Here is a 17,751-nt window from a genome sequence, read left to right on the forward strand (position 1 = left end):
AAGCCGTCAGGATGTAACGCCTGTGATAAAAACATGTCGGTCGCTGATTTGCTCGATATCGAGATTCAAACCAGCCTGTGCTATTTGTCCGGCGATTTCTTCCATGCGAAATGCCGCCAGTAAGGATTGATAAAAATCCCGTTTGAGAACGTCAGGTTCATCAGCCGCATAAGCCCGCACCATTGCCCGCGCCTCGTCAATGCTCGCCGGACGCAATAAATCCATGATCACGATCCGCGCGCCCGGTCCCGCGTAGTGTTTAATGACCTGCCAAAGCACCATGGGATCAGGCAAGTGATGCAGCAGGCTATTGCTGAAGATAATGTCATAGTTGGCTTGCGGCAAGCTTACAGCGGGCAACAAACCATGGATAAAATTTATCCGCGGCCTCAGCTCATCAGCTGTCGATAACTTACCATAATTTATCATAGCCGCCGAACCATCGACAGCATGCACCCTGGACATGGGATACGCCCTGGCAAAACGGCGGCTGATGTCGCCGGGGCCGCATCCTAAGTCCAGCGCCGTACCGCTGAAATCAGGTTCATCAACAAAGGCCCGCAAGCGCTCGATAAACTGGCTGTGCGGCGCCTCGAAGTCCGCTTCGGCATAAGCCTTGACCTGCGCTTCAACTTCCATCAATTCAGGTTCCAGTACTCTTTTCATCGGTCAAACCCCCGTTTCCCCTGTAGACCGCCGGTGTGAACGGCAATAATACGCTGCCCGGGTTTAAAACAGCCCCGGGCCATCAAATCGTAAAGCCCGTACAGCATCTTACCCGTATAGACAGGCTCCAGCGGCACTTGTGTTTTTAACTCGAAAGCATCGATAAAGGCCAGCAATTCGTCAGTGACTTGCGCGAATCCGCCGAAATGATAATCCAGATTGACCTGCCAGTTAGCGCGCGGCCCGCTCAGCAGCCGCTCAATATCGGCCGTTAAAAAGCGCGCGTTTTTCAGCGCCGCAAAGCCTATGACCGATGCCGGCTCCGGAGCCGCTTCAATGATGCCGGCCAGCGTGGCGCCGGTCCCGCAGGGCGCGCAGATGACATCGTAAGACAACTTGATCTCCAGGGCCAGTTCCATTACGCCTTTCAACGCCAGGGCCTGTGCCCCGCCTTCCGGCAGCCAGTATTGCCCGGCACCGATGCCGGGCAAATCCTGCCAGCCTTTATACTGCCGGAGTGATCTGTAATCGTAACGCGATACGAACCTCAGCTCCATGCCCCAGTGTTGCATGTCGGCCAGCGTCGGATTTAACGTGTCCGGCCGCTCGCCGCGAACCAGTCCTATCGTTTTCATTCCCAGCGCACGCCCGACAAAAGCCAGCGCATGCAGATGATTGGAATAGGCGCCGCCCATGCTGATCAGCGTATGCGCGCCTGATGATAACGCATGGTCCAGAATATATTTGAGCTTGCGCCATTTATTGCCGGAAATAACCGGATGCAGCAAATCGTCGCGCTTGATCCATAGCTCGACCCCGCAGCGGTCAATCAAGGGATCAGGAATCCTTGATAGAATAGAACGGTCGAAAGTTTTTTCCAGTTGAATCAGTTCCGGGTGCATTTATGTGTGGACGTTATGTATTGATCGCGACAGAGCAGCAGATTATTGACCATTTCAGTCTGCGGCGCCTGGCTAATTATCAGCCTGACTATAACATTCCGCCAGGACAAAAAATCCTCAACGTCGTACAGTTGGAAGACGGTAGCAATAAAGCCGTCTACCTGCATTGGGGACTGATTCCATCCTGGTCCAAAGACCGCGGCATCGGCAACCGGTTGATCAATGCCCGGGCCGAAACGCTGGCAGAAAAACCATCGTTCAGAGCGGCCTACCGCAAACGCCGTTGCCTGATTCCGGCAACCGGTTTTTATGAGTGGCATCGTACCGAGTCCGGCAAACAGCCCTATCACATCCATTATCCCGACAACCGACTGTTCGCTTTTGCCGGTCTTTGGGAACACTGGGAAAACGAGACGGAAACCGTCTACTCCTGCACCATCGTCACGACCGGCGCCGACGCCAAAATCGCCTCGATACACGACCGCATGCCCGTCGTCATCAGACCCGAACAATACCTTGACTGGCTGGATAAAAAATCCGAAGCGGTTGATGTTTTGTCTTTTGACCAGTCGGCGGCTTACCACGATATGCGGCTGACGCCGGTCAGCAACCGGGTCAATAATCCGGCGCATAATGATGCGGACTGTTTGACTTGAAGGAATGATTCGGAAAAAAGCCGTCTCGAAGTATAACTTCCGGCCGATATGAATGTATTTTAAGTCTGGTGGGTGCTGAGGGGTTCGAACCCCCGACCCTCGCCTTGTAAGGGCGATGCTCTCCCAGCTGAGCTAAGCACCCGACTTTGAGTCGCGCTATTCTAAAGGATGAAAAATAAAATGCAAATCTTTTTATAGGGATATGTCGATAACTTAAACTATTTTTAAGGAAATCAGTCACGCCGTGCGAGCAAATGGATATAGCGCCCCATATCGCGATAAGTCGGCATCCGGCAATAGCGGTATTCCAGCTCAAACAACTCGTCCAGATCGCTTTGCTCCCGAATGGCACGGGTCAGATAGTCATGGAACACGCGAATGCCGGTATGGACCGTTACGCTAAACCCCCATTGCCGAAGCTGCCCGATGACCTCATGGGGATACTGCGGATTGGGCGGGGTCAGATTCTTGCCCTTGCCCATATAACTGCCGTCCAGCAGATGCTTCCAGCGCCATTCCCCTTTCAGGGCATTGGTGTAGACCATGGCATTACGGTTATAAAACAGCAGCGACAGCGAGCCGCCCGGTTTGACCCGATCGGCTATCACCTGTAAGGAAGGCATGGGATCGGCCAGCCATTCCAGCACGGCATGAAACAGTACCAGATCAAACTGCGGCAGTTGCGGCGCCAGCGTTTGCGCGGCCGCATGGTGAAACCGCGCCGTCAAGCCGGCATCGGCGAACTGCCCTTGCGCCCGCGCCAGCATTTTTTCCGACAAATCGCACAGCGTCAACTGGTGTCCCTGCCCGGCCAGCCACAGACCGATCTGCGCAAACCCGCACCCGGCATCCCATACCGTCAGCGGTTCATCCTTGCAAAAAACCTCAAGGTCCTCCTTGAGCAGCTTTAGCCGCCAATCGCCCTTGCGCGTATCGTAGATTCTTTGCTCGAATTTTTCGATCAGGGAGTCAAAATTTCGGTCTTGTTGCGGTTTCATTCAAAAACCAATGGTACGCGTTGCGCACCCTACAAATTTTCAATGGAAGAACGCTTGAACCATTGGCGAAGCTCTTCTTCGGAAAGCTCACCCGCGGCTAACTGCTCAATGATAATGACCGTCTCCGGCTCGGAAGCATTAAATGAAAAACCATTGATCTCCAGAAAAATGGCTGCGACGGTAAAAGCCACTCGCTTGTTACCATCAATAAAAGGATGATTCTTAGCGATACCGAAGCAATAGGAGGCGGCCAAATCAAATAACGAGGCATCAGGCTCATAGTCATGCCGTTGCTTCGGTCTAGCTAAAGCGGATTCCAGTAACGCCTTATCCCGAATCCCCAGACTCCCGCCATGCTCTGCCAGAAGCATTTGATGAACAGAGATAACAACCTCATCCAGAACCCACTTCGGTTCAATCATTTAGCCAGCTCATGCAAAGCATTGCGATACTTTTTCATGATTTTTTCGGCCGTTTCCATCTGGGATTCAAAGTCTTGCTGATAAGGAGTCAGCTTATAGCCTTCGGGGCTATCGACAAGATAAAGCGTATCGCCTTTCTCGGCATTAAGTTTATTAAGTGCCTCTTTGGGCAGAACGATGCCCATGGAATTTCCAATCGCGGTAATTTTGACCTTTAACATAACGGCGACCTTATAGTTATTACACAAGTTATTACTTCACCGAGTATAATTGCGCTTAAAAGTCACGTCAATTCGAGATCTTTTTTCTACTTTGCTTGATCGCCCAAGCCACATCCGCCGCCTGGCGGTTTTCCCTGACATCATGCACGCGAAACATCTGTACGCCCGCCATGATGCCCAAGGCCGTGGTCACGGCGGTGGCGGTCACCAGTTCAGACGGCTCCGTTACCGCGCAGATGGTGCCCATGAAGCGTTTGCGGCTGGTGCCCAGCAGCACCGGATAACCGGTGGCGACAAACGCATCAAGATGCGCCAGCAGGTCGATATTGTCCTGCTTGCGTTTGCCGAAGCCGATGCCCGGATCGATGGCTATCCGCTCTTTTTTGATGCCGGCCTTCAGTGCCGCATCGATTTGCCGGTGCAGCGCAGCCAGCACTTCCCGCACGACATCGTCATAATAGGGCTTGTCCTGCATGGTTTTCGGCGCGCCCTGGCTGTGCATCAGGATGATCGGCGCCCCGGTTTCGGCGGCCAGCGCCAGTATGGCTTCATCATCGCGGCCCGCCGAAATATCGTTGATGATATCGGCGCCAGCCTTAAGGGCCGCCCTGGCGACTTCGCTTAAGGTTGTATCGATACTGATAGGAATATCGGCCGATACCTCTTGCCTGATCGCGGTAATGACCGGCGCCACGCGCCGTATTTGTTCATCGGCGGCAACCGGTTCGGAGCCCGGCCGTGTCGATTCGCCGCCGATATCGATAATATCGGCGCCTTCGGCCAGCATGCGCCTGGCCTGCCGGACGGCGGCATCGACGTCCGAATACCGGCCGCCGTCGGAAAAACTGTCCGGTGTGACATTTAAAATCCCCATAATGAGCGGTTTGTCGATATGACCGAACATGCTTAAGCTCCTGTGCGCATTGCTGTGGTTTTATTCGGGTATAATAGAGAAATTTATTGATTATAACGAAATCCATCCGCCCCCGAATAATGAATAAACCCCGTTTAGCCTGGGCCATCACCGGCTCCGGCCATTATATAGAAGAATGCCTGAATTTCCTGCTGACCCTGGACGACGTCGATTTATATATCAGCCAGGCCGGCGAGGAAGTGCTGAAAATGTACAGCATCGATCTGAGTGAAATTCGTGCCAGAATGCCGGTCTATCGCGATAAAGCCGCCTCGGCGCCGCCGGTCGGGCATTTTTACAAGGGCCATTATCATACCTTTGTCATGGCGCCGGCCACGTCCAACACGGTGGCCAAGTGCGTGCTGGGGATCGCCGATTCCCTGGTCACCAATTTATATTCGCAGGCCGGGAAATGCCGGGTGCCCAGCATTGTCTATCCTTGCGATACGGCACCGGAAATGGAGACGACGGCGCCGGGCGGAAAAGTCATGGTTTATCCGCGCAAGATCGATCTGGAAGGTACCGCCAAGCTGCGCACCTTCGAATACACGACAGTCGTTGAAAGCGTCGACGAACTGATCCTTAAAGTGAACGAACGGCTTGAATCCTTAAAATGAGCGAACACATACTCTTTCTGACCGGCCGGTTGGCGGAAAAACAGCTGCGCGCGATTCTCGAAAAAATGCAGCCCGAATTCACCTATACCGTGCATGAACTGGGCCTTAAAGTCGCCGCCCTGATGACCGCCGACATGATAGCCCGGCGCCTGACCGATACCTTCGGCGCCGACCGCATTCTGGTGCCGGGGCGTTGCCGCGGCGACCTGGAGGCGTTATCGCAGGATTTGGGCCTGCCGGTGGAGCGCGGTCCCGAAGAGCTGAAAGACTTGCCCCAATTCTTCGGCCAGGCGGCGCAGCAAATCGATCTGAACCGCTACAGCGTCAAAATCTTCGCCGAAATTACCGATGCGCCGCACGTTACCGTGGAAGAAGTCGTCAAACGCGCTTATTACTATCAACAGAACGGCGCCGACGTCATCGATATAGGCTGCCTGCCGAGCACCGATTTTCCGCACATGGAAGCCGTCATCGGCACGCTGAAACAGGAGGGCTTCACGGTCAGCCTCGATTCTCTCGAAAACGACGATTTGCTCCGGGGCGGCAAGGCCGGCGCGGACTATCTGCTCAGCCTGCACGAAAGCAGCCTCTGGATCGCCGACGAAGTGGAATCGACGCCGATTCTGATTCCGGAAAAACACGAAGATCTGGCGTCTCTGGACCGCGCTATTCAAGGCATGCAGGCCAAACACCGCGCCTTTATCGTCGATCCGATCCTGGATCCCCTGCACTTCGGCTTTACCGCCTCGATCGTGCGCTATCACGAAGTCAGGAAAAAATACCCCGACATTGAAATGATGCTGGGTGTCGGCAATATCACCGAGCTCACGCACGCCGACACCCTGGGCATGAGCGCCCTGCTGCTGGGCATCTGCTCGGAACTCAACATCAACAGCATTCTGACCACCGAAGTCAGCAAGCATGCCTGCCGCGCGGTCAAGGAAGCCGACCTGGCGCGACGCATCATGTTCGCCGCCAAGGAGCACAACATGCTGCCCAAGCATATCGATCCGGGCCTGATGGCCCTGCATGAGATTTCGCCATTTCCGTATCAACTGGAAGAGATCAAAGAACTGGCGGCCGAGATCCGCGACCCCAGCTTCCGCGTCCAGATCAGCGCCGAAGGCCTGCATATATTCAACCGCGACGGCTTCCACAGCGCCACCGATCCGTTTGATCTGTATCCCGCATTGCAGGTTGAAAACGACGGTGGTCACGCCTTTTACCTGGGCGTCGAACTGGCGCGCGCCGAAATCGCCTGGCAGCTCGGCAAGCGTTTCAACCAGGACCAGCCCCTGACCTGGGGTTGCGCCGCCAACACGACCGAACCCACCGTCGACCTGCACACCTTCAAACCGGCAGGCTCCACCTTGCAAAAAAAATAATGATCCAAGAAACCATAGTCACAACCGTCAACAATTCGGGCACTCCCCACATCGCCCCCATGGGTATTCATGCCAAAAGTCCTTCAGGCACGGGCGCGCCGGTCGATGAACTGATCATCCTGCCGTTCCGCCCGTCAACGACGCTCGACAATCTGCTATCCCGCCGGATCGCCGTGATCAACTATTGCGACGACGTGCGCGTATTCGCGGGCTGCCTGACCGGCCGGCGCGACTGGCCGTTAAAACCGGCCGAGAAAATCGACGGTCGGGTGCTGGATGCGGCGTTGGCCCATGCCGAAGTGGAACTGGTCCGCGTGGAAGAAGACCCGATCCGGCCAAAATTGTTCTGCAGAACCGTTCATAGCGTCAATCACGCACCGTTTCAGGGTTTTAATCGCGCCCAATTTTCGGTGCTGGAAGCGGCGATCCTGATCAGCCGATTAAACATGCTCCCGCTAGAGAAAATTGAATCCGAAATCGATTATCTGCGCATCGGCCTCGAGAAAACCGCCGGCGACCGGGAACGGGAAGCCTGGGGCTGGCTGATGGCCGTGATCGACGCGCATAAAAACAAGGTGACCGCATGACCGGAATGCTTGCCAGTGTGAATAGCCTGGACGAAGCCGAGCAAGTACTGGGCGCGCAGGTGGACATCATTGATCTGAAGCAACCCGAGCAAGGCGCCCTGGGCGCGTTGGAAACCGGGCTCGTGAGACAGATCGTGGCCGCCATCGACGGGCGCTGTCCTGTCAGTGCGACGATCGGCGATCTGCCCATGCAACCGGCGCTTGTTTTCGACGCCGTCCGGGCGATGGCTGACACCGGCGTCGATTATGTAAAGATCGGTTTTTTCCCCGGTGGCGACTGGCCTGGCACACTCGCCAAACTAGGAGCGTTAACTGGCCAACATGACTTGATCGCGGTATTATTCGCCGATACCCAACCTGATCTGTCCATCATCGCCTCGCTGAAAAACGCCGGCTTCAAAGGCGTCATGCTCGATACCATGGACAAGCAAAAAGGCTCATTAACTCAAGTCATGAATACAACCACTATCGGGCGGTTTTCCGAACAAGCCAAGGTCCAGCAATTGCTGTGCGGGCTTGCAGGCTCCCTCAGGCTGCCGGACATCGCCAATCTGATGCCTTACCGGCCGGATTATCTGGGCTTTAGAGGCGCTTTATGCCGGCTGCACGACCGGACCGCGGCGTTGGACATGCAGGCGATCGTCCGGATCAAACAGGCTATTATTGATGCCGCATAAAACCACCATTACCACCAAAATCCTGATCGCGATGGTCATCGGCCTGCTGTCGGGCAGCCTGATCAACGCCTTCGGCCAGGATGTCGCTGTTATCCAGACTTATCTGGTCAACGGCTTGTTCTATATTATCGGCGCCGCCTTCGTGAATGCGCTGAAAATGCTGGTCGTGCCGTTGGTCACTTTTTCGCTGATCTGCGGCGTCTGCGGCATAGGCGATGTCAGCGTCCTGGGCCGGGTCGGCATTAAAGCGCTAGGGCTTTTTATCCTGACTACCGCGATTGCGATTACACTGGCGCTCGGCGTCGCGGCCCTGATCGGTCCCGGCAAGGATTTTGCCAACGCGCAGTCCTTGTCCGACTTCACGCCGCCGCCGGCACCGCCTATCACTGAGGTCTTCATCAATATCGTGCCTGGCAATCCCGCTCAGGCTTTTGCTGAAGGCAACATGCTGCAAATCATTTTCTTCGTCATTGTGTTTGCCATTGCCATGCTGATGACCGGCGATGTGGGCCGGCAATTGGCTCAATCGGCTGAAAAATTGAATGAAGTCATGATGAAAGTCGTGACGCTGGTCATGGATTTTGCCCCGATCGGTGTGTTTTTCCTGATGGCCAGGACTTTTTCCGAGCAAGGCATCGGTCTGGTTATGCCGATGATCGGCTATTTTTCAGCAGTCATCGTATGCCTGCTGCTGCATTTTTTCGGCACATTCAGTTTGCTGATAGCCTTGATGGCAAAACTGAATCCCGTGATGTTCATTCAAAAAATGCGTTCCGCGCATATTTTCGCGTTCAGCACGGCCAGTTCCAATGCCACGATCCCGATTAATTTGCAGGTCGCTGAAAAGCGTCTTGGCGTCGATAACTCTATCGCCGCCTTCACCATCCCTTTGGGCGCCACCATCAACATGGACGGCACCGCGATCATGCAGGGCGTTGCGACGGTTTTTATCGCCAACGTCTATGCCATCGACCTGAGCCTGAGCCAATATGTCACCGTGATCGGCATGGCGACGCTGGCATCGATCGGCACGGCCGGCGTGCCCGGCGTCGGCCTTATCATGCTGGCCATGGTATTTAATCAGGTCGGATTGCCCGTGGAAGGCATCGGTTTGATTATGGGGGTGGACCGGGTGCTGGACATGCTGCGCACGGTACTCAATGTTACCGGCGACGCCACAGTCACCTGCATCATAGCGCGCGGTGAAAATGCGCTGGATGACAGTATCTTCAATGACCCTGAAGCCGGCGCCGTCACCGAGATTGAGTTGCCTCACAAGAAGGCCCGCCTGTAAGCTAAACGTCTTTTAACAGACGGTTTTGCTCGGCGTTTTCAATCAGTTGCCTGAATTCCTTGACCACCTTCATAAATTGCTCTTCCTCAGCGAGATCCGGCAGTTGATTCTGCCCTCTCTGCTCCAGCGCATTGATGACATAAGCGATTGTCATTTTATTGATATCCATGGCGGGCAGATAAACCTCATCGGCATCATCCTCTGTTTTAGCCTGAACGATCATTTCGCTCTGCATCAGTTCCGATAAAACATTGTGGACAACATAAGCCGGGATAGCCAGTCTTGACGCAATTTCAATAACGCTTAAAGGCTCCTGTTGCTCAACAAAATGCTTGATGATTAAATGCATGGCCTGCAAGGCGATGATTTTTTTAAGAAAAAAGCTTAAATCGACGATCTTGTGCTTGCCTCGATAATCCCGGTAATTTTGCAGATAGAAATTGATCTCGCAACCGAACAGGACAATCATCCAGCCGATCTGGATCCAGACGATAAGCAAAGGCAATGCGGCAAAACTGCCGTAGATGGCATTATATTCCGATACACCGATTTGCAGGCTCAGATAAGCCCATTGCGCCATATGATACAGGACGGCCGAAATCACCCCGGCGATAATGCCCGCCTTATAATCCACTTTAAGGTTAGGTATAAAAATAAAGGTAAAGGCAAACAGCGCGGAAAGAATGACGACCGGTAATAAACCCAGTGCTCTAAGCACCAGCCAGGTGCCTGCGTCCGGCAGATTAATGGCATCTATCAGCCAGGTGACCTGGGTTTTCAGAAATACGGTAATGCCATTGGAGGCAATCAATAAAACAGGGGCCAGCAGCATGACCGACAGATAATCGCTTATTTTGCGCCCCAGCGTCCTGCCCTGGTTTATTTTCCAGATATGATTGAATGATCGCTCGATATGGCCGATCAGTTTGATGATGGTCCAGAACAAGACGATGATACCGATACCGGCCACCACCTCGCCTTGCGTCGTGGCCAGCATGTTTTCCGCGAAATCGATCAGTTTCAGTACCAGCGTGTCCTGGCTGGGTATTTGTTCGAGCAGTTGCTGTTTTAATATCTTTTCATAACCGAAACCCTTGGCGATACCGAACAACAAGGCGATAACCGGCACAATCGCCAGCAATGAATAAAGCGTCAGGGCGGATGCTCTTAACGGCCCCATATCACGGTCGAACCCTTCCACGGACAGGAGAATGATCTTGGTGGATTTCAGCACTGCCGCCTTGAAAGGCGAAAGATGTTGTGTGCGCTGTAACCAGATGTCTTCTTTAAAATAATCGATGATATTGAGATTCATAAGCCGGTCCCATGCTGTCGAATTTCGTTAATAGACTGCCTGAAATGCCTGAAATTCAAACTAATGCCCTACAGTCATTCCGGCCATCAAGGCGTATTTTTACCGCTGTAAAGGGTGTCTACCAAGGTCTTGAACCATAGCGGCCTGAACAGCACGATAAACAATCCCAAGCCGGCTGTAATTGGAATCGGGCCGATATCCAGTATCATCAGCAGCAGCAATATAAAAATACATTTCATTTTCACAGCTAGGCGACGATTGTTCATGGGGCACCCGATTGAAATAGAAGCCGGCGGATTGAAAAAATTGTAAGGCAATGCATCTGCCTACAGAAGCTATAACCAACCAGGCCATTTAGCGTAAAATAGACGAATCAAGCGGCTGTAGCACGGCATGCGTTCATCACCCGGACTTAGCAAGCATTAAGCCCGGATTGAATTCAGTCCCGCGCCACCGAGTAAACGACAATCCGTTTTGCCGGCATTTTAGCCTATTACTCGCCGGCTGACGCATAATACTGAAAAAATGACATCAGGATAAAACCGAACAGATGACAGAGGAAGACAGATTATTTCAACAAACAGGCCGTGCGGAAGATTTCGCGTTTGACGAGCGCGTGGCCAGGGTATTCGACAATATGGTCTCCAGAAGCGTGCCTTTTTATAGTGAGATTCAACGCATCCAGTCCGATATCACCATGGATTTTCTGCCGGAGGACTCAGGTGTCGTCTGCGACCTGGGCTGTTCGACAGGTACCACTATCAAGCACATCGCGACGCACCCGAAATGCCCGCAGACCGTGCATTTTATCGGCTATGACAATTCCGAACCCATGCTGGATAAAGCCCGCGCCAAACTGGCCGACGAAATACAGGCCGGAAAAGTGTCGCTGCTGACCGCCGACTTGAGCCACCTGCCCGCACTGCCGGAGTGCAACGTTATCATTATGAATTGGACCCTGCAGTTCGTGCGCCCGATCGAGCGGGATCATTTGCTGAAGAATATTTATTCCGCGCTCAGGCCGGGGGGCGTGTTGTTTTTATCGGAAAAAATCCTCGGCAACGATTCCGTGCTGAACCGCCTGTATATTGACCATTATTTGCAATTCAAAAAATCCCAAAGCGGCTATACCGACGCCGAAAACCAGCGCAAACGCGAGGCACTGGAAAACGTACTGATTCCTTATCGCCTCGATGAGAACTATGCACTGCTGGAGCGGGCGGGCTTCAAGCATATCGACACCTATTTCCGCTGGTTCAATTTCGCCTGCATTATCGCGGTCAAATCATAAATAGCCATGTCGGATGAATATCTATTTGTCTACGGCACATTACGGCAGGCTTTTGCACTGCCCGTGCATGACGTGATGATGCGGCACTGCCAGTTTCTCGCCCTGGGCACCCTGCGCGGCCGGCTTTATCAGGTCGACGGTTACCCCGGCGTCGTCGAACTGCCTCATTGCCGCGGCCGTGTGGCTGGAGAACTCTACCGCATCATCGACAAAAAGGAGCTTTTTAAGCTGCTCGACGACTATGAACAGTGCTCGGCAAAGTATCCCGAGCCGCATGAATTCATCAGAAAGCAGGCTGACATATCCACATATGACGGCGCAGTCTGTCAGGCATGGGTTTATTTTTACAACCGCGCCGTATCCGGGCTGGTTCGCATTTCATCGGGAGATTATGTCTGCCATATGCGCGATTTAAGAAAAATTCGCTACAATATCGCCCGCTAAACCAAAATCCACTTTCCCTTGACTTGTTCCGGTGATCTTTTTGATTATCAAAATCCCTTTTCTACTGTTTCTTTCTTCATTGCCCGTCTTTGTTCTGGCGGCAGTGTTGCTGCGGCTGAAAATCCCCGGTTTGTCTGAATTGGTCGCGCACCTGGGCTCAGCCATGTTGTTAAGCGCCTTGGCCCTGCTGATCGTCACCGCATTGCTGGGCATGCCTGGCATAATCGCGCGTTCCGTTTTGTTTTACTTTTCAGCCGGACAGCGCCTGCAGCGCCGATTGCTGTATATTCAGGCGCAACAGGCCCGAATTACCCAGCTGTTTCATTTCAAGACATTGAAAATAAAATACTTGAATGAACTGCACAGAAAACACCTGCTAAAGGCAAACAACCGCAAGCATATCCGGTCTTTATCGAAAGCCATCCATAAAGACCTGTTGGCGATTAAGAAAAACCTGCCCAAAAGCACTTTCAGGCAGTTGCAACAGGAGCATCTTCGCTATCGCAAGCAGATGGACATTGAAGCCTTGTTAAAGCTGCAGCAAAAAATCGCCACCGTCGTCCTGCGTTCATGAGTGTTTTTAAAAGCTGGGTGCTTAACCTGGTCAATCTTTTTCATATAGTCAAAAAAGAGAATCTTGACTGGCAAGAGGCCAATCAGGACCAGGGAGCCAGGCTCAGGCATACCCGGGTATTGGCCGAAAAAGCGCTGGAAGCCGATCTGAAAAAACGCAGCGAGCAGCTGGCGCATGAAATTGCCTTGCTCAAGACCCGGCATGATGCCGAACTGGCCATGTTCAAGGTCAAATGCAAACAGGATATCAAGGATTACAAACAGTATCTGGACTCGCTTGACCAGTTGAAAGCATCGATCCGCGCCAGCTATACGCATCTGCCCGAGGCCGTCGCGTTCACGATTCATCATCATGCCAAACACCTGCTCAACCAGATGTGGGAAGCGGAGGATTTTGAAGAAAAAATGCAGCACGAGATGCGCCTGATCAAATTCATGACCACCGTGCATGAAGATGCACGATTGCATCTGGAGGAAGGGGCTGCGGCCGGTAAAATGCCCGAGAAAACGCTGAGGCTGATCCAGGATCGGTAAATATTCGTTATAAGAATTCATTAGCCTGGCGCAGCGGAATAAAGTGATGGATGATCTGCTCGGCCGGCACCCGGGTCAGTTCGTTATAGGTCCAACCGCCCTTCTCCGCCGGATGCTTCTTATGCATCCAATACGCGACGCGCTTGCCGATGGCGTTGAATTCGATGCCGGAAACGATGTCGTTGCCGTTGGGTGCTTTTTGGTTCATGCTGACCGGGCAGAAATCGGCCTCCAGCACCTGAAACTGAACCGGTACCGGCAAGCCGTCTTCGGGCCGGCGCTGACGGATGCGGATGAAGACCTCTCCGGCTTCCTTGCGTGCCTAGAATCTGATGATCAAGGGCAATAAGGTCACTGGCTGGTTTTTGGTTGAATGTCGCATTTATTGTCGCAATCTGGAACATTGAGTTCAGGGATAATCATAAAATCAATTAATTACCAATGGACAACTGGAGTTATACGACATATGCCTCAGATTATTAGACATTTTATGTCGTATACATCACGTTAGCTTCCAGAGACAAAATGAACAATCTATCCCGAATGAGAAAGGCCACCGGTAATCGCTATGTTGAGCGCGTCAATCTGGCATTGCGTTTCATTCATGAGAACCTAAACCGCCCGATTGATTTGAAGGAAATTGCAAAAGCCAGCAATTTTTCGATCTATCACTTTCATCGAATATTTCTTGCTTTGGTAGGAGAGACGGTTAATGACTATGTCGGCCGTAAACGACTTGAGCGCGCTGCCAACCTGCTCGTTTTTAAGAAGGAGCTGAGCATCACCGAAATTGCCATTATCACCGGCTTCTCTTCTAGCGCTAACTTTGCGAAAGCGTTTAAATTGTATTTCGGGGTTAGTCCGAGCCAGACAAGAAAGCCAGTAGGCACGGAAAACAGCAAGATTGGAAAGATATTTAGCAAGTATGGAAAGGCTTTCAATCCCAATGACTTATATCCTCAAGTTGTCACCAATCGGGTGACATATAACCCAGGACAATTTGAGGAAATGCTTATGAATATGAACGTAGTAGAAATCAAAGAAGAAGTAGCCTGCGCGCTGACGTCACCGGCAGGTTATGAGTCCGCGTCTTTGCTCAAGACGTGGGATAAGTTGATAGCATGGGCACGCAGCTACGGCATTGAGGATCTGAAACAGAGGCGCTTTGCTCTCTGCCATGATAATCCGGCGATTACGCCTACTGAAAAGTGCAAATACGAGGCGGCTGTTGTCGTAAGTCCTGACGCTAGGATTGTGGAACCGTTTTTCAAAGTAGTCATCCCGCCGGGACAATATGCTGTTGCACACTACAAAGGCGCACCAGAAGGAACTAGTAGCTTTCACATGTCGCTGTATTCGAATTGGTTCCCAAATAGTGGATTTGAACCTGATGATTTTCCGCTAATGGAACACTATCTCAATGACATGAGGAAAGATGGTTATGTGGAGATGGAGGTTTACATTAAGCTGAAAGACGTCGTATAGAACGTGCTGGTGTTCACGGCGACTAGAAGGCTAACACGGCGTTCGAGAGGGACACGCCCAAAAGCGGCGCGCCCCTCAACTTTGCGTTAGAGCGCATGAAACTCCATGCCCAAGGCCTGCTGATTGAACTACGTCCAAGACAATTGGTGGACGATGAAGATTGGGTCCGCGTCCAAGTTCTGGTCGAAACCAATGGCTTTGTTGGTGACTTTGAAGCTTGGCTTCAATTGGGTGATCTTGAGCGTTTCGCAAACGAGATTGGTGCCATGTACGAGTCGGTAGAGAAATCAAGCACCGCAGTCCTTGTTAGTGCTGAGCCAGATATCCAGATTAACTTGGCAATGCAGTCGCTCGGCGGTATTGTCGGTACTTATGCGCTCGAAAGCGAAAGACCGGATGGCATACCTACGGTTCTGTCAGGAGGGTTCAATATCGATCAAAGCTTCTTACCAAGTCTCCGTCAGAGCATCTACTCTCTCATTGCAGACCTGGGCGGAAAACATGTGCGCTAACATGAGCCCTTTGATCTTACGTTATGCATCAAAAAGCTATTCATGAATTTATTATTTGTATGTAGCGAAAATAGACTCCGTAGCCCTACAGGTGAAGAAGTCTTTTCACAGTATGATGGGATCAATGCAATTGGCTGCGGCACAAATTCAGATGCGGCGACGCCAATAAGCGGTGACTTGATTGAGTGGGCTGATATCATATTTGTTATGGAAAAAAGCCATAGAAACAAGGTATCGAAAAAATTCAAGAACCTATTGAAAGGCAAGCGCATGATTTGCCTTGATATTCCTGATGAATATGAACGAATGGACCCCATACTTATTCGGTTGCTGGAAAGTCGCGTTTTAAGATATATACATAATAATGTACGCAAAAGCACATAACACAGCGCTAAAATCAAAGGGGTTGTACTTACGCTTTGGTTCAATGCGGAAGGCATTAATCAATCGCGGTGGCACAACATGATCTATACGATCATCAAAGTGGTCATTACCAGCCTGTTGGTCGTGGCGATAGCCGAGCTATCGAAACGCAATTCATTGATCGGCGCCTTGCTGGCCTCGCTGCCGCTCACCTCCGTGCTGGCCATGTTCTGGCTTTATATCGATACTCACGATGCCGGGAAAGTGGCGGATCTGGCAACCGGGATTTTCTGGCTGGTCATGCCTTCCCTGGTTTTCTTCGTCAGCTTGTCTTTATTGCTTAGAGCGGGAATTAACTTCTATCTGAGCATGGGGGTTTCCCTGACGGCGACGGCCGGCTGTTATTCCATCATGGTCCTGATCCTGAAGCACTGTGGCGTCAAACTGTAGCCATAACCTTATTCCACTCACTTGCAAGAGGGTTTTTAAACGATGACATTTGCAAAACGACGGTCCGCCTGGCTTATGGGCTTGCCGTTCCTGTTATTTCTGCTGAGCCCCGGCGTTCTGGCGCATGGCGTCGATGCCAATACCAAGCATTTTTTGCTGGCCAACCAGGGCGTCGCTATCGGGCCGTTTCTGTATATCGGCGCCAAACACATGGTGACCGGCTACGATCACCTGCTGTTCCTGCTTGGCGTGATTTTCTTTCTGTTCCGCACTCGGGACGTACTGCTGTATGTCAGCCTGTTCACCTTGGGGCATAGCGTGACGCTGTTGTTCGGCGTGCTGAGCAACGTGACGGTCAATCCGTTCCTGATCGATGCCATCATTGGGCTTTCCGTGGTCTACAAAGGCTTCGATAACCTGGGGGGTTTTCGCCGATTGTTCGGCTTTCAGCCCAACACCAAACTCGCCGTGATGGTATTCGGCCTGTTTCATGGCTTTGGCCTGGCCACCAAATTGCAGGACTTTTCCTTGCCTAAAGAGGGGTTATGGAAGAACCTGTTAGCCTTCAATGTCGGGGTGGAGATAGGCCAGTTTGTGGCGTTGCTGTTTATCCTGATTGCACTCGACTTCTGGCGCAGGCACCGAAGTTTTTATGCCTTTTCGACCGCGACCAATACGCTGTTGATGACAGGCGGCCTGATTCTGTTCGGCTACCAGTTAACCGGTTATTTAATTAACGTATAAACTCATGAATGACATTAATCCTTCCGTTCCCTCACTGAAATCGCTGCTCATCGCCACGGCTTCTGCCACGGTATTGGCCAGTACTATTTTAATAACGGCGGTACTGCCTGCCGAATACGGCATTGACCCGACCGGCTTAGGAAAAATGATGGGGTTGACCGCTTTATCATCGGTGCAGACTAAAGCCGCCAGCCAGCCGCTCGCCATCACCTGTCCGAGGCTGCCGCAGCAAGTGGCTGAAACAAGCGGCCAGAACCAGAAACAGGCCGTCAAGCCCTCTGCCGGCTCGACTGAAACCACGCAAAAGCAACCCCAGCTCCAGTGGCAGGATTCGGTCAAAATACGAGTGCCTGCCGGTGAAGGTCTGGAATATAAATTCCATCTGGTAAAAGGCGCATCCCTGGAGTACTCGTGGGCGACCGACGGGGCCAAGCTCTATTTTGATTTTCATGGCGAACCCCAAGGCGATAAGACCGGGTACTTCAAAAGCTTTAAAGAGAGCACCGACAATCGATCCAGCGGTACTTTAACAGCGCCGTTCGAAGGCCCTCACGGCTGGTACTGGGAAAACAAAACCTCATCACCGGTGACGATCATTTTGAATACCAAAGGTTCTTACCGGATTTTGGGCATAATGTAATGGCATGTGACTATCACTGCGCAAGCCGGGCTTGTTCATAGTTCAGGAGGTGGAATGGAATC

24 protein-coding genes, 1 tRNA gene and 1 pseudogene are annotated in these 17,751 nt (G+C 52.2%); 16 read left to right on the top strand and 10 right to left on the bottom strand.

What is annotated here, in order from left to right:
- Positions 1-6 precede the first annotated feature (6 nt).
- A complete protein-coding gene (locus EK22_RS07750) occupies positions 7-666 on the bottom strand; it encodes a class I SAM-dependent methyltransferase (protein ID WP_036249614.1) in 660 nt (219 codons plus the stop codon).
- Positions 663-1,568, bottom strand: coding sequence for a 1-aminocyclopropane-1-carboxylate deaminase/D-cysteine desulfhydrase (locus tag EK22_RS07755; protein WP_036249617.1), 906 nt, complete (start codon positions 1,566-1,568; stop codon positions 663-665). Before EK22_RS07755 ends, EK22_RS07750 begins: the two co-directional genes overlap by 4 nt.
- 2 nt (positions 1,569-1,570) lie before the next feature.
- On the opposite strand from EK22_RS07755, the gene EK22_RS07760 reads away from it, so the two are divergent.
- Positions 1,571-2,224 carry an SOS response-associated peptidase gene (locus EK22_RS07760; RefSeq protein WP_036249620.1) on the top strand — a complete coding sequence of 218 codons (654 nt, stop codon included), beginning with the start codon at positions 1,571-1,573 and terminating at the stop codon, positions 2,222-2,224.
- A gap of 66 nt (positions 2,225-2,290) precedes the next feature.
- Here EK22_RS07760 and EK22_RS07765 read toward each other — a convergent pair.
- The 5 genes from EK22_RS07765 to folP all read right to left on the bottom strand — a co-directional run bounded on the left by EK22_RS07765 (position 2,291) and on the right by folP (position 4,769).
- Positions 2,291-2,366, bottom strand: a tRNA-Val gene (locus EK22_RS07765).
- Between the two features lie 91 nt (positions 2,367-2,457).
- Positions 2,458-3,222 (bottom strand): methyltransferase domain-containing protein, encoded by a 765-nt coding sequence (locus tag EK22_RS07770; RefSeq protein WP_036249623.1) that lies wholly within the window; start codon positions 3,220-3,222, stop codon positions 2,458-2,460.
- Positions 3,223-3,251: 29 nt separating this feature from the next.
- Positions 3,252-3,644 (bottom strand): type II toxin-antitoxin system death-on-curing family toxin, encoded by a 393-nt coding sequence (locus EK22_RS07775; RefSeq protein ID WP_036249625.1) that lies wholly within the window; start codon positions 3,642-3,644, stop codon positions 3,252-3,254.
- Positions 3,641-3,865, bottom strand: a complete 225-nt coding sequence (locus EK22_RS07780) for an AbrB/MazE/SpoVT family DNA-binding domain-containing protein (protein WP_036249628.1) — start codon at positions 3,863-3,865, stop codon at positions 3,641-3,643. The genes EK22_RS07775 and EK22_RS07780 overlap by 4 nt, the downstream gene beginning before the upstream one ends.
- Before the next feature lie 67 nt (positions 3,866-3,932).
- On the bottom strand, positions 3,933-4,769 hold the full coding sequence (gene folP / locus EK22_RS07785; RefSeq protein WP_036249630.1) for a dihydropteroate synthase: 837 nt from the start codon (positions 4,767-4,769) through the stop codon (positions 3,933-3,935).
- An 89-nt stretch (positions 4,770-4,858) separates the two neighbouring features.
- Between folP and EK22_RS07790 the strand changes: the two genes are divergently transcribed.
- The 5 genes from EK22_RS07790 to EK22_RS07810 are packed head-to-tail and all read left to right on the top strand — an operon-like array spanning position 4,859 to position 9,338.
- A complete protein-coding gene (locus EK22_RS07790) occupies positions 4,859-5,395 on the top strand; it encodes a flavoprotein (RefSeq protein ID WP_020161160.1) in 537 nt (178 codons plus the stop codon).
- Complete coding sequence (locus tag EK22_RS07795; RefSeq protein WP_036249632.1) at positions 5,392-6,780, top strand: DUF6513 domain-containing protein; 1,389 nt, start codon at positions 5,392-5,394, stop codon at positions 6,778-6,780. Before EK22_RS07790 ends, EK22_RS07795 begins: the two co-directional genes overlap by 4 nt.
- Complete coding sequence (locus EK22_RS07800; protein ID WP_036249634.1) at positions 6,780-7,367, top strand: DUF447 domain-containing protein; 588 nt, start codon at positions 6,780-6,782, stop codon at positions 7,365-7,367. Before EK22_RS07795 ends, EK22_RS07800 begins: the two co-directional genes overlap by 1 nt.
- A complete protein-coding gene (locus EK22_RS07805; protein ID WP_036249637.1) occupies positions 7,364-8,044 on the top strand; it encodes a (5-formylfuran-3-yl)methyl phosphate synthase in 681 nt (226 codons plus the stop codon). Before EK22_RS07800 ends, EK22_RS07805 begins: the two co-directional genes overlap by 4 nt.
- The gene (locus EK22_RS07810; RefSeq protein ID WP_036249639.1) at positions 8,034-9,338 is read left to right on the top strand and encodes a dicarboxylate/amino acid:cation symporter; all 1,305 of its coding nucleotides are present in this window, start codon (positions 8,034-8,036) and stop codon (positions 9,336-9,338) included. The genes EK22_RS07805 and EK22_RS07810 overlap by 11 nt, the downstream gene beginning before the upstream one ends.
- Position 9,339: 1 nt before the next feature.
- Here the strand turns inward: EK22_RS07810 and EK22_RS07815 are convergent, their stop codons facing one another.
- Together EK22_RS07815 and EK22_RS24895 are read right to left on the bottom strand one after the other, a co-directional pair.
- Entirely contained in the window at positions 9,340-10,653 is a 1,314-nt protein-coding gene (locus EK22_RS07815; protein ID WP_036249641.1) for a YhjD/YihY/BrkB family envelope integrity protein, read from the bottom strand.
- Positions 10,654-10,739: 86 nt separating this feature from the next.
- Positions 10,740-10,892, bottom strand: a complete 153-nt coding sequence (locus tag EK22_RS24895; protein WP_020161166.1) for a hypothetical protein — start codon at positions 10,890-10,892, stop codon at positions 10,740-10,742.
- Between the two features lie 311 nt (positions 10,893-11,203).
- Here EK22_RS24895 and cmoA point away from each other — a divergent pair, with 311 nt between their 5' ends.
- The 4 genes from cmoA to EK22_RS07840 are packed head-to-tail and all read left to right on the top strand — an operon-like array spanning position 11,204 to position 13,495.
- On the top strand, positions 11,204-11,944 hold the full coding sequence (gene cmoA / locus EK22_RS07825) for a carboxy-S-adenosyl-L-methionine synthase CmoA (protein WP_036249646.1): 741 nt from the start codon (positions 11,204-11,206) through the stop codon (positions 11,942-11,944).
- Between the two features lie 6 nt (positions 11,945-11,950).
- Positions 11,951-12,388 carry a gamma-glutamylcyclotransferase family protein gene (locus EK22_RS07830; RefSeq protein ID WP_051961765.1) on the top strand — a complete coding sequence of 146 codons (438 nt, stop codon included), beginning with the start codon at positions 11,951-11,953 and terminating at the stop codon, positions 12,386-12,388.
- A 31-nt stretch (positions 12,389-12,419) separates the two neighbouring features.
- Complete coding sequence (locus tag EK22_RS07835; RefSeq protein WP_235209247.1) at positions 12,420-12,962, top strand: hypothetical protein; 543 nt, start codon at positions 12,420-12,422, stop codon at positions 12,960-12,962.
- Positions 12,959-13,495: a hypothetical protein gene (locus EK22_RS07840; RefSeq protein ID WP_036249650.1), complete on the top strand. Its 537-nt coding sequence runs from the start codon at positions 12,959-12,961 to the stop codon at positions 13,493-13,495. The genes EK22_RS07835 and EK22_RS07840 overlap by 4 nt, the downstream gene beginning before the upstream one ends.
- A gap of 7 nt (positions 13,496-13,502) precedes the next feature.
- Here the strand turns inward: EK22_RS07840 and EK22_RS07845 are convergent.
- Positions 13,503-13,796, bottom strand: a pseudogene (locus tag EK22_RS07845) (phage portal protein); the annotation flags it as partial.
- A 224-nt stretch (positions 13,797-14,020) separates the two neighbouring features.
- On the opposite strand from EK22_RS07845, the gene EK22_RS07850 reads away from it, so the two are divergent.
- From EK22_RS07850 to EK22_RS07875, 6 genes are all read left to right on the top strand, one after another.
- Positions 14,021-14,980: an AraC family transcriptional regulator gene (locus EK22_RS07850; protein ID WP_235209248.1), complete on the top strand. Its 960-nt coding sequence runs from the start codon at positions 14,021-14,023 to the stop codon at positions 14,978-14,980.
- A 95-nt stretch (positions 14,981-15,075) separates the two neighbouring features.
- The gene (locus EK22_RS07855; RefSeq protein WP_020161173.1) at positions 15,076-15,492 is read left to right on the top strand and encodes a WapI family immunity protein; all 417 of its coding nucleotides are present in this window, start codon (positions 15,076-15,078) and stop codon (positions 15,490-15,492) included.
- Between the two features lie 42 nt (positions 15,493-15,534).
- Complete coding sequence (locus tag EK22_RS07860) at positions 15,535-15,876, top strand: low molecular weight protein tyrosine phosphatase family protein (protein ID WP_020161174.1); 342 nt, start codon at positions 15,535-15,537, stop codon at positions 15,874-15,876.
- A gap of 78 nt (positions 15,877-15,954) precedes the next feature.
- Complete coding sequence (locus EK22_RS07865; RefSeq protein WP_020161175.1) at positions 15,955-16,305, top strand: DUF3147 family protein; 351 nt, start codon at positions 15,955-15,957, stop codon at positions 16,303-16,305.
- A 42-nt stretch (positions 16,306-16,347) separates the two neighbouring features.
- Positions 16,348-17,049 carry a HupE/UreJ family protein gene (locus tag EK22_RS07870; RefSeq protein ID WP_036249653.1) on the top strand — a complete coding sequence of 234 codons (702 nt, stop codon included), beginning with the start codon at positions 16,348-16,350 and terminating at the stop codon, positions 17,047-17,049.
- A 4-nt stretch (positions 17,050-17,053) separates the two neighbouring features.
- Positions 17,054-17,689, top strand: a complete 636-nt coding sequence (locus EK22_RS07875; RefSeq protein WP_036249656.1) for a hypothetical protein — start codon at positions 17,054-17,056, stop codon at positions 17,687-17,689.
- The last annotated feature ends 62 nt before the right edge of the window (positions 17,690-17,751 follow it).

Source organism: Methylobacter sp. BBA5.1 (genome assembly GCF_000746145.1).
Classification (GTDB): Bacteria; Pseudomonadota; Gammaproteobacteria; order Methylococcales; family Methylomonadaceae; genus Methylobacter; species Methylobacter marinus.

What these genes read in the sequence shown, in the direction of transcription:
- EK22_RS07750 (WP_036249614.1), bottom strand. Translation starts at nt 666, where the DNA reads ATGAAAAGAGTACTGGAACCTGAATTGATGGAAGTTGAAGCGCAGGTC.
- EK22_RS07755 (WP_036249617.1), bottom strand. Translation starts at nt 1,568, where the DNA reads ATGCACCCGGAACTGATTCAACTGGAAAAAACTTTCGACCGTTCTATT.
- EK22_RS07760 (WP_036249620.1), top strand. Translation starts at nt 1,571, where the DNA reads ATGTGTGGACGTTATGTATTGATCGCGACAGAGCAGCAGATTATTGAC.
- EK22_RS07770 (WP_036249623.1), bottom strand. Translation starts at nt 3,222, where the DNA reads ATGAAACCGCAACAAGACCGAAATTTTGACTCCCTGATCGAAAAATTC.
- EK22_RS07775 (WP_036249625.1), bottom strand. Translation starts at nt 3,644, where the DNA reads ATGATTGAACCGAAGTGGGTTCTGGATGAGGTTGTTATCTCTGTTCAT.
- EK22_RS07780 (WP_036249628.1), bottom strand. Translation starts at nt 3,865, where the DNA reads ATGTTAAAGGTCAAAATTACCGCGATTGGAAATTCCATGGGCATCGTT.
- folP (WP_036249630.1), bottom strand. Translation starts at nt 4,769, where the DNA reads ATGTTCGGTCATATCGACAAACCGCTCATTATGGGGATTTTAAATGTC.
- EK22_RS07790 (WP_020161160.1), top strand. Translation starts at nt 4,859, where the DNA reads ATGAATAAACCCCGTTTAGCCTGGGCCATCACCGGCTCCGGCCATTAT.
- EK22_RS07795 (WP_036249632.1), top strand. Translation starts at nt 5,392, where the DNA reads ATGAGCGAACACATACTCTTTCTGACCGGCCGGTTGGCGGAAAAACAG.
- EK22_RS07800 (WP_036249634.1), top strand. Translation starts at nt 6,780, where the DNA reads ATGATCCAAGAAACCATAGTCACAACCGTCAACAATTCGGGCACTCCC.
- EK22_RS07805 (WP_036249637.1), top strand. Translation starts at nt 7,364, where the DNA reads ATGACCGGAATGCTTGCCAGTGTGAATAGCCTGGACGAAGCCGAGCAA.
- EK22_RS07810 (WP_036249639.1), top strand. Translation starts at nt 8,034, where the DNA reads ATGCCGCATAAAACCACCATTACCACCAAAATCCTGATCGCGATGGTC.
- EK22_RS07815 (WP_036249641.1), bottom strand. Translation starts at nt 10,653, where the DNA reads ATGAATCTCAATATCATCGATTATTTTAAAGAAGACATCTGGTTACAG.
- EK22_RS24895 (WP_020161166.1), bottom strand. Translation starts at nt 10,892, where the DNA reads ATGAAATGTATTTTTATATTGCTGCTGCTGATGATACTGGATATCGGC.
- cmoA (WP_036249646.1), top strand. Translation starts at nt 11,204, where the DNA reads ATGACAGAGGAAGACAGATTATTTCAACAAACAGGCCGTGCGGAAGAT.
- EK22_RS07830 (WP_051961765.1), top strand. Translation starts at nt 11,951, where the DNA reads ATGTCGGATGAATATCTATTTGTCTACGGCACATTACGGCAGGCTTTT.
- EK22_RS07840 (WP_036249650.1), top strand. Translation starts at nt 12,959, where the DNA reads ATGAGTGTTTTTAAAAGCTGGGTGCTTAACCTGGTCAATCTTTTTCAT.
- EK22_RS07850 (WP_235209248.1), top strand. Translation starts at nt 14,021, where the DNA reads ATGAACAATCTATCCCGAATGAGAAAGGCCACCGGTAATCGCTATGTT.
- EK22_RS07855 (WP_020161173.1), top strand. Translation starts at nt 15,076, where the DNA reads ATGAAACTCCATGCCCAAGGCCTGCTGATTGAACTACGTCCAAGACAA.
- EK22_RS07860 (WP_020161174.1), top strand. Translation starts at nt 15,535, where the DNA reads ATGAATTTATTATTTGTATGTAGCGAAAATAGACTCCGTAGCCCTACA.
- EK22_RS07865 (WP_020161175.1), top strand. Translation starts at nt 15,955, where the DNA reads ATGATCTATACGATCATCAAAGTGGTCATTACCAGCCTGTTGGTCGTG.
- EK22_RS07870 (WP_036249653.1), top strand. Translation starts at nt 16,348, where the DNA reads ATGACATTTGCAAAACGACGGTCCGCCTGGCTTATGGGCTTGCCGTTC.
- EK22_RS07875 (WP_036249656.1), top strand. Translation starts at nt 17,054, where the DNA reads ATGAATGACATTAATCCTTCCGTTCCCTCACTGAAATCGCTGCTCATC.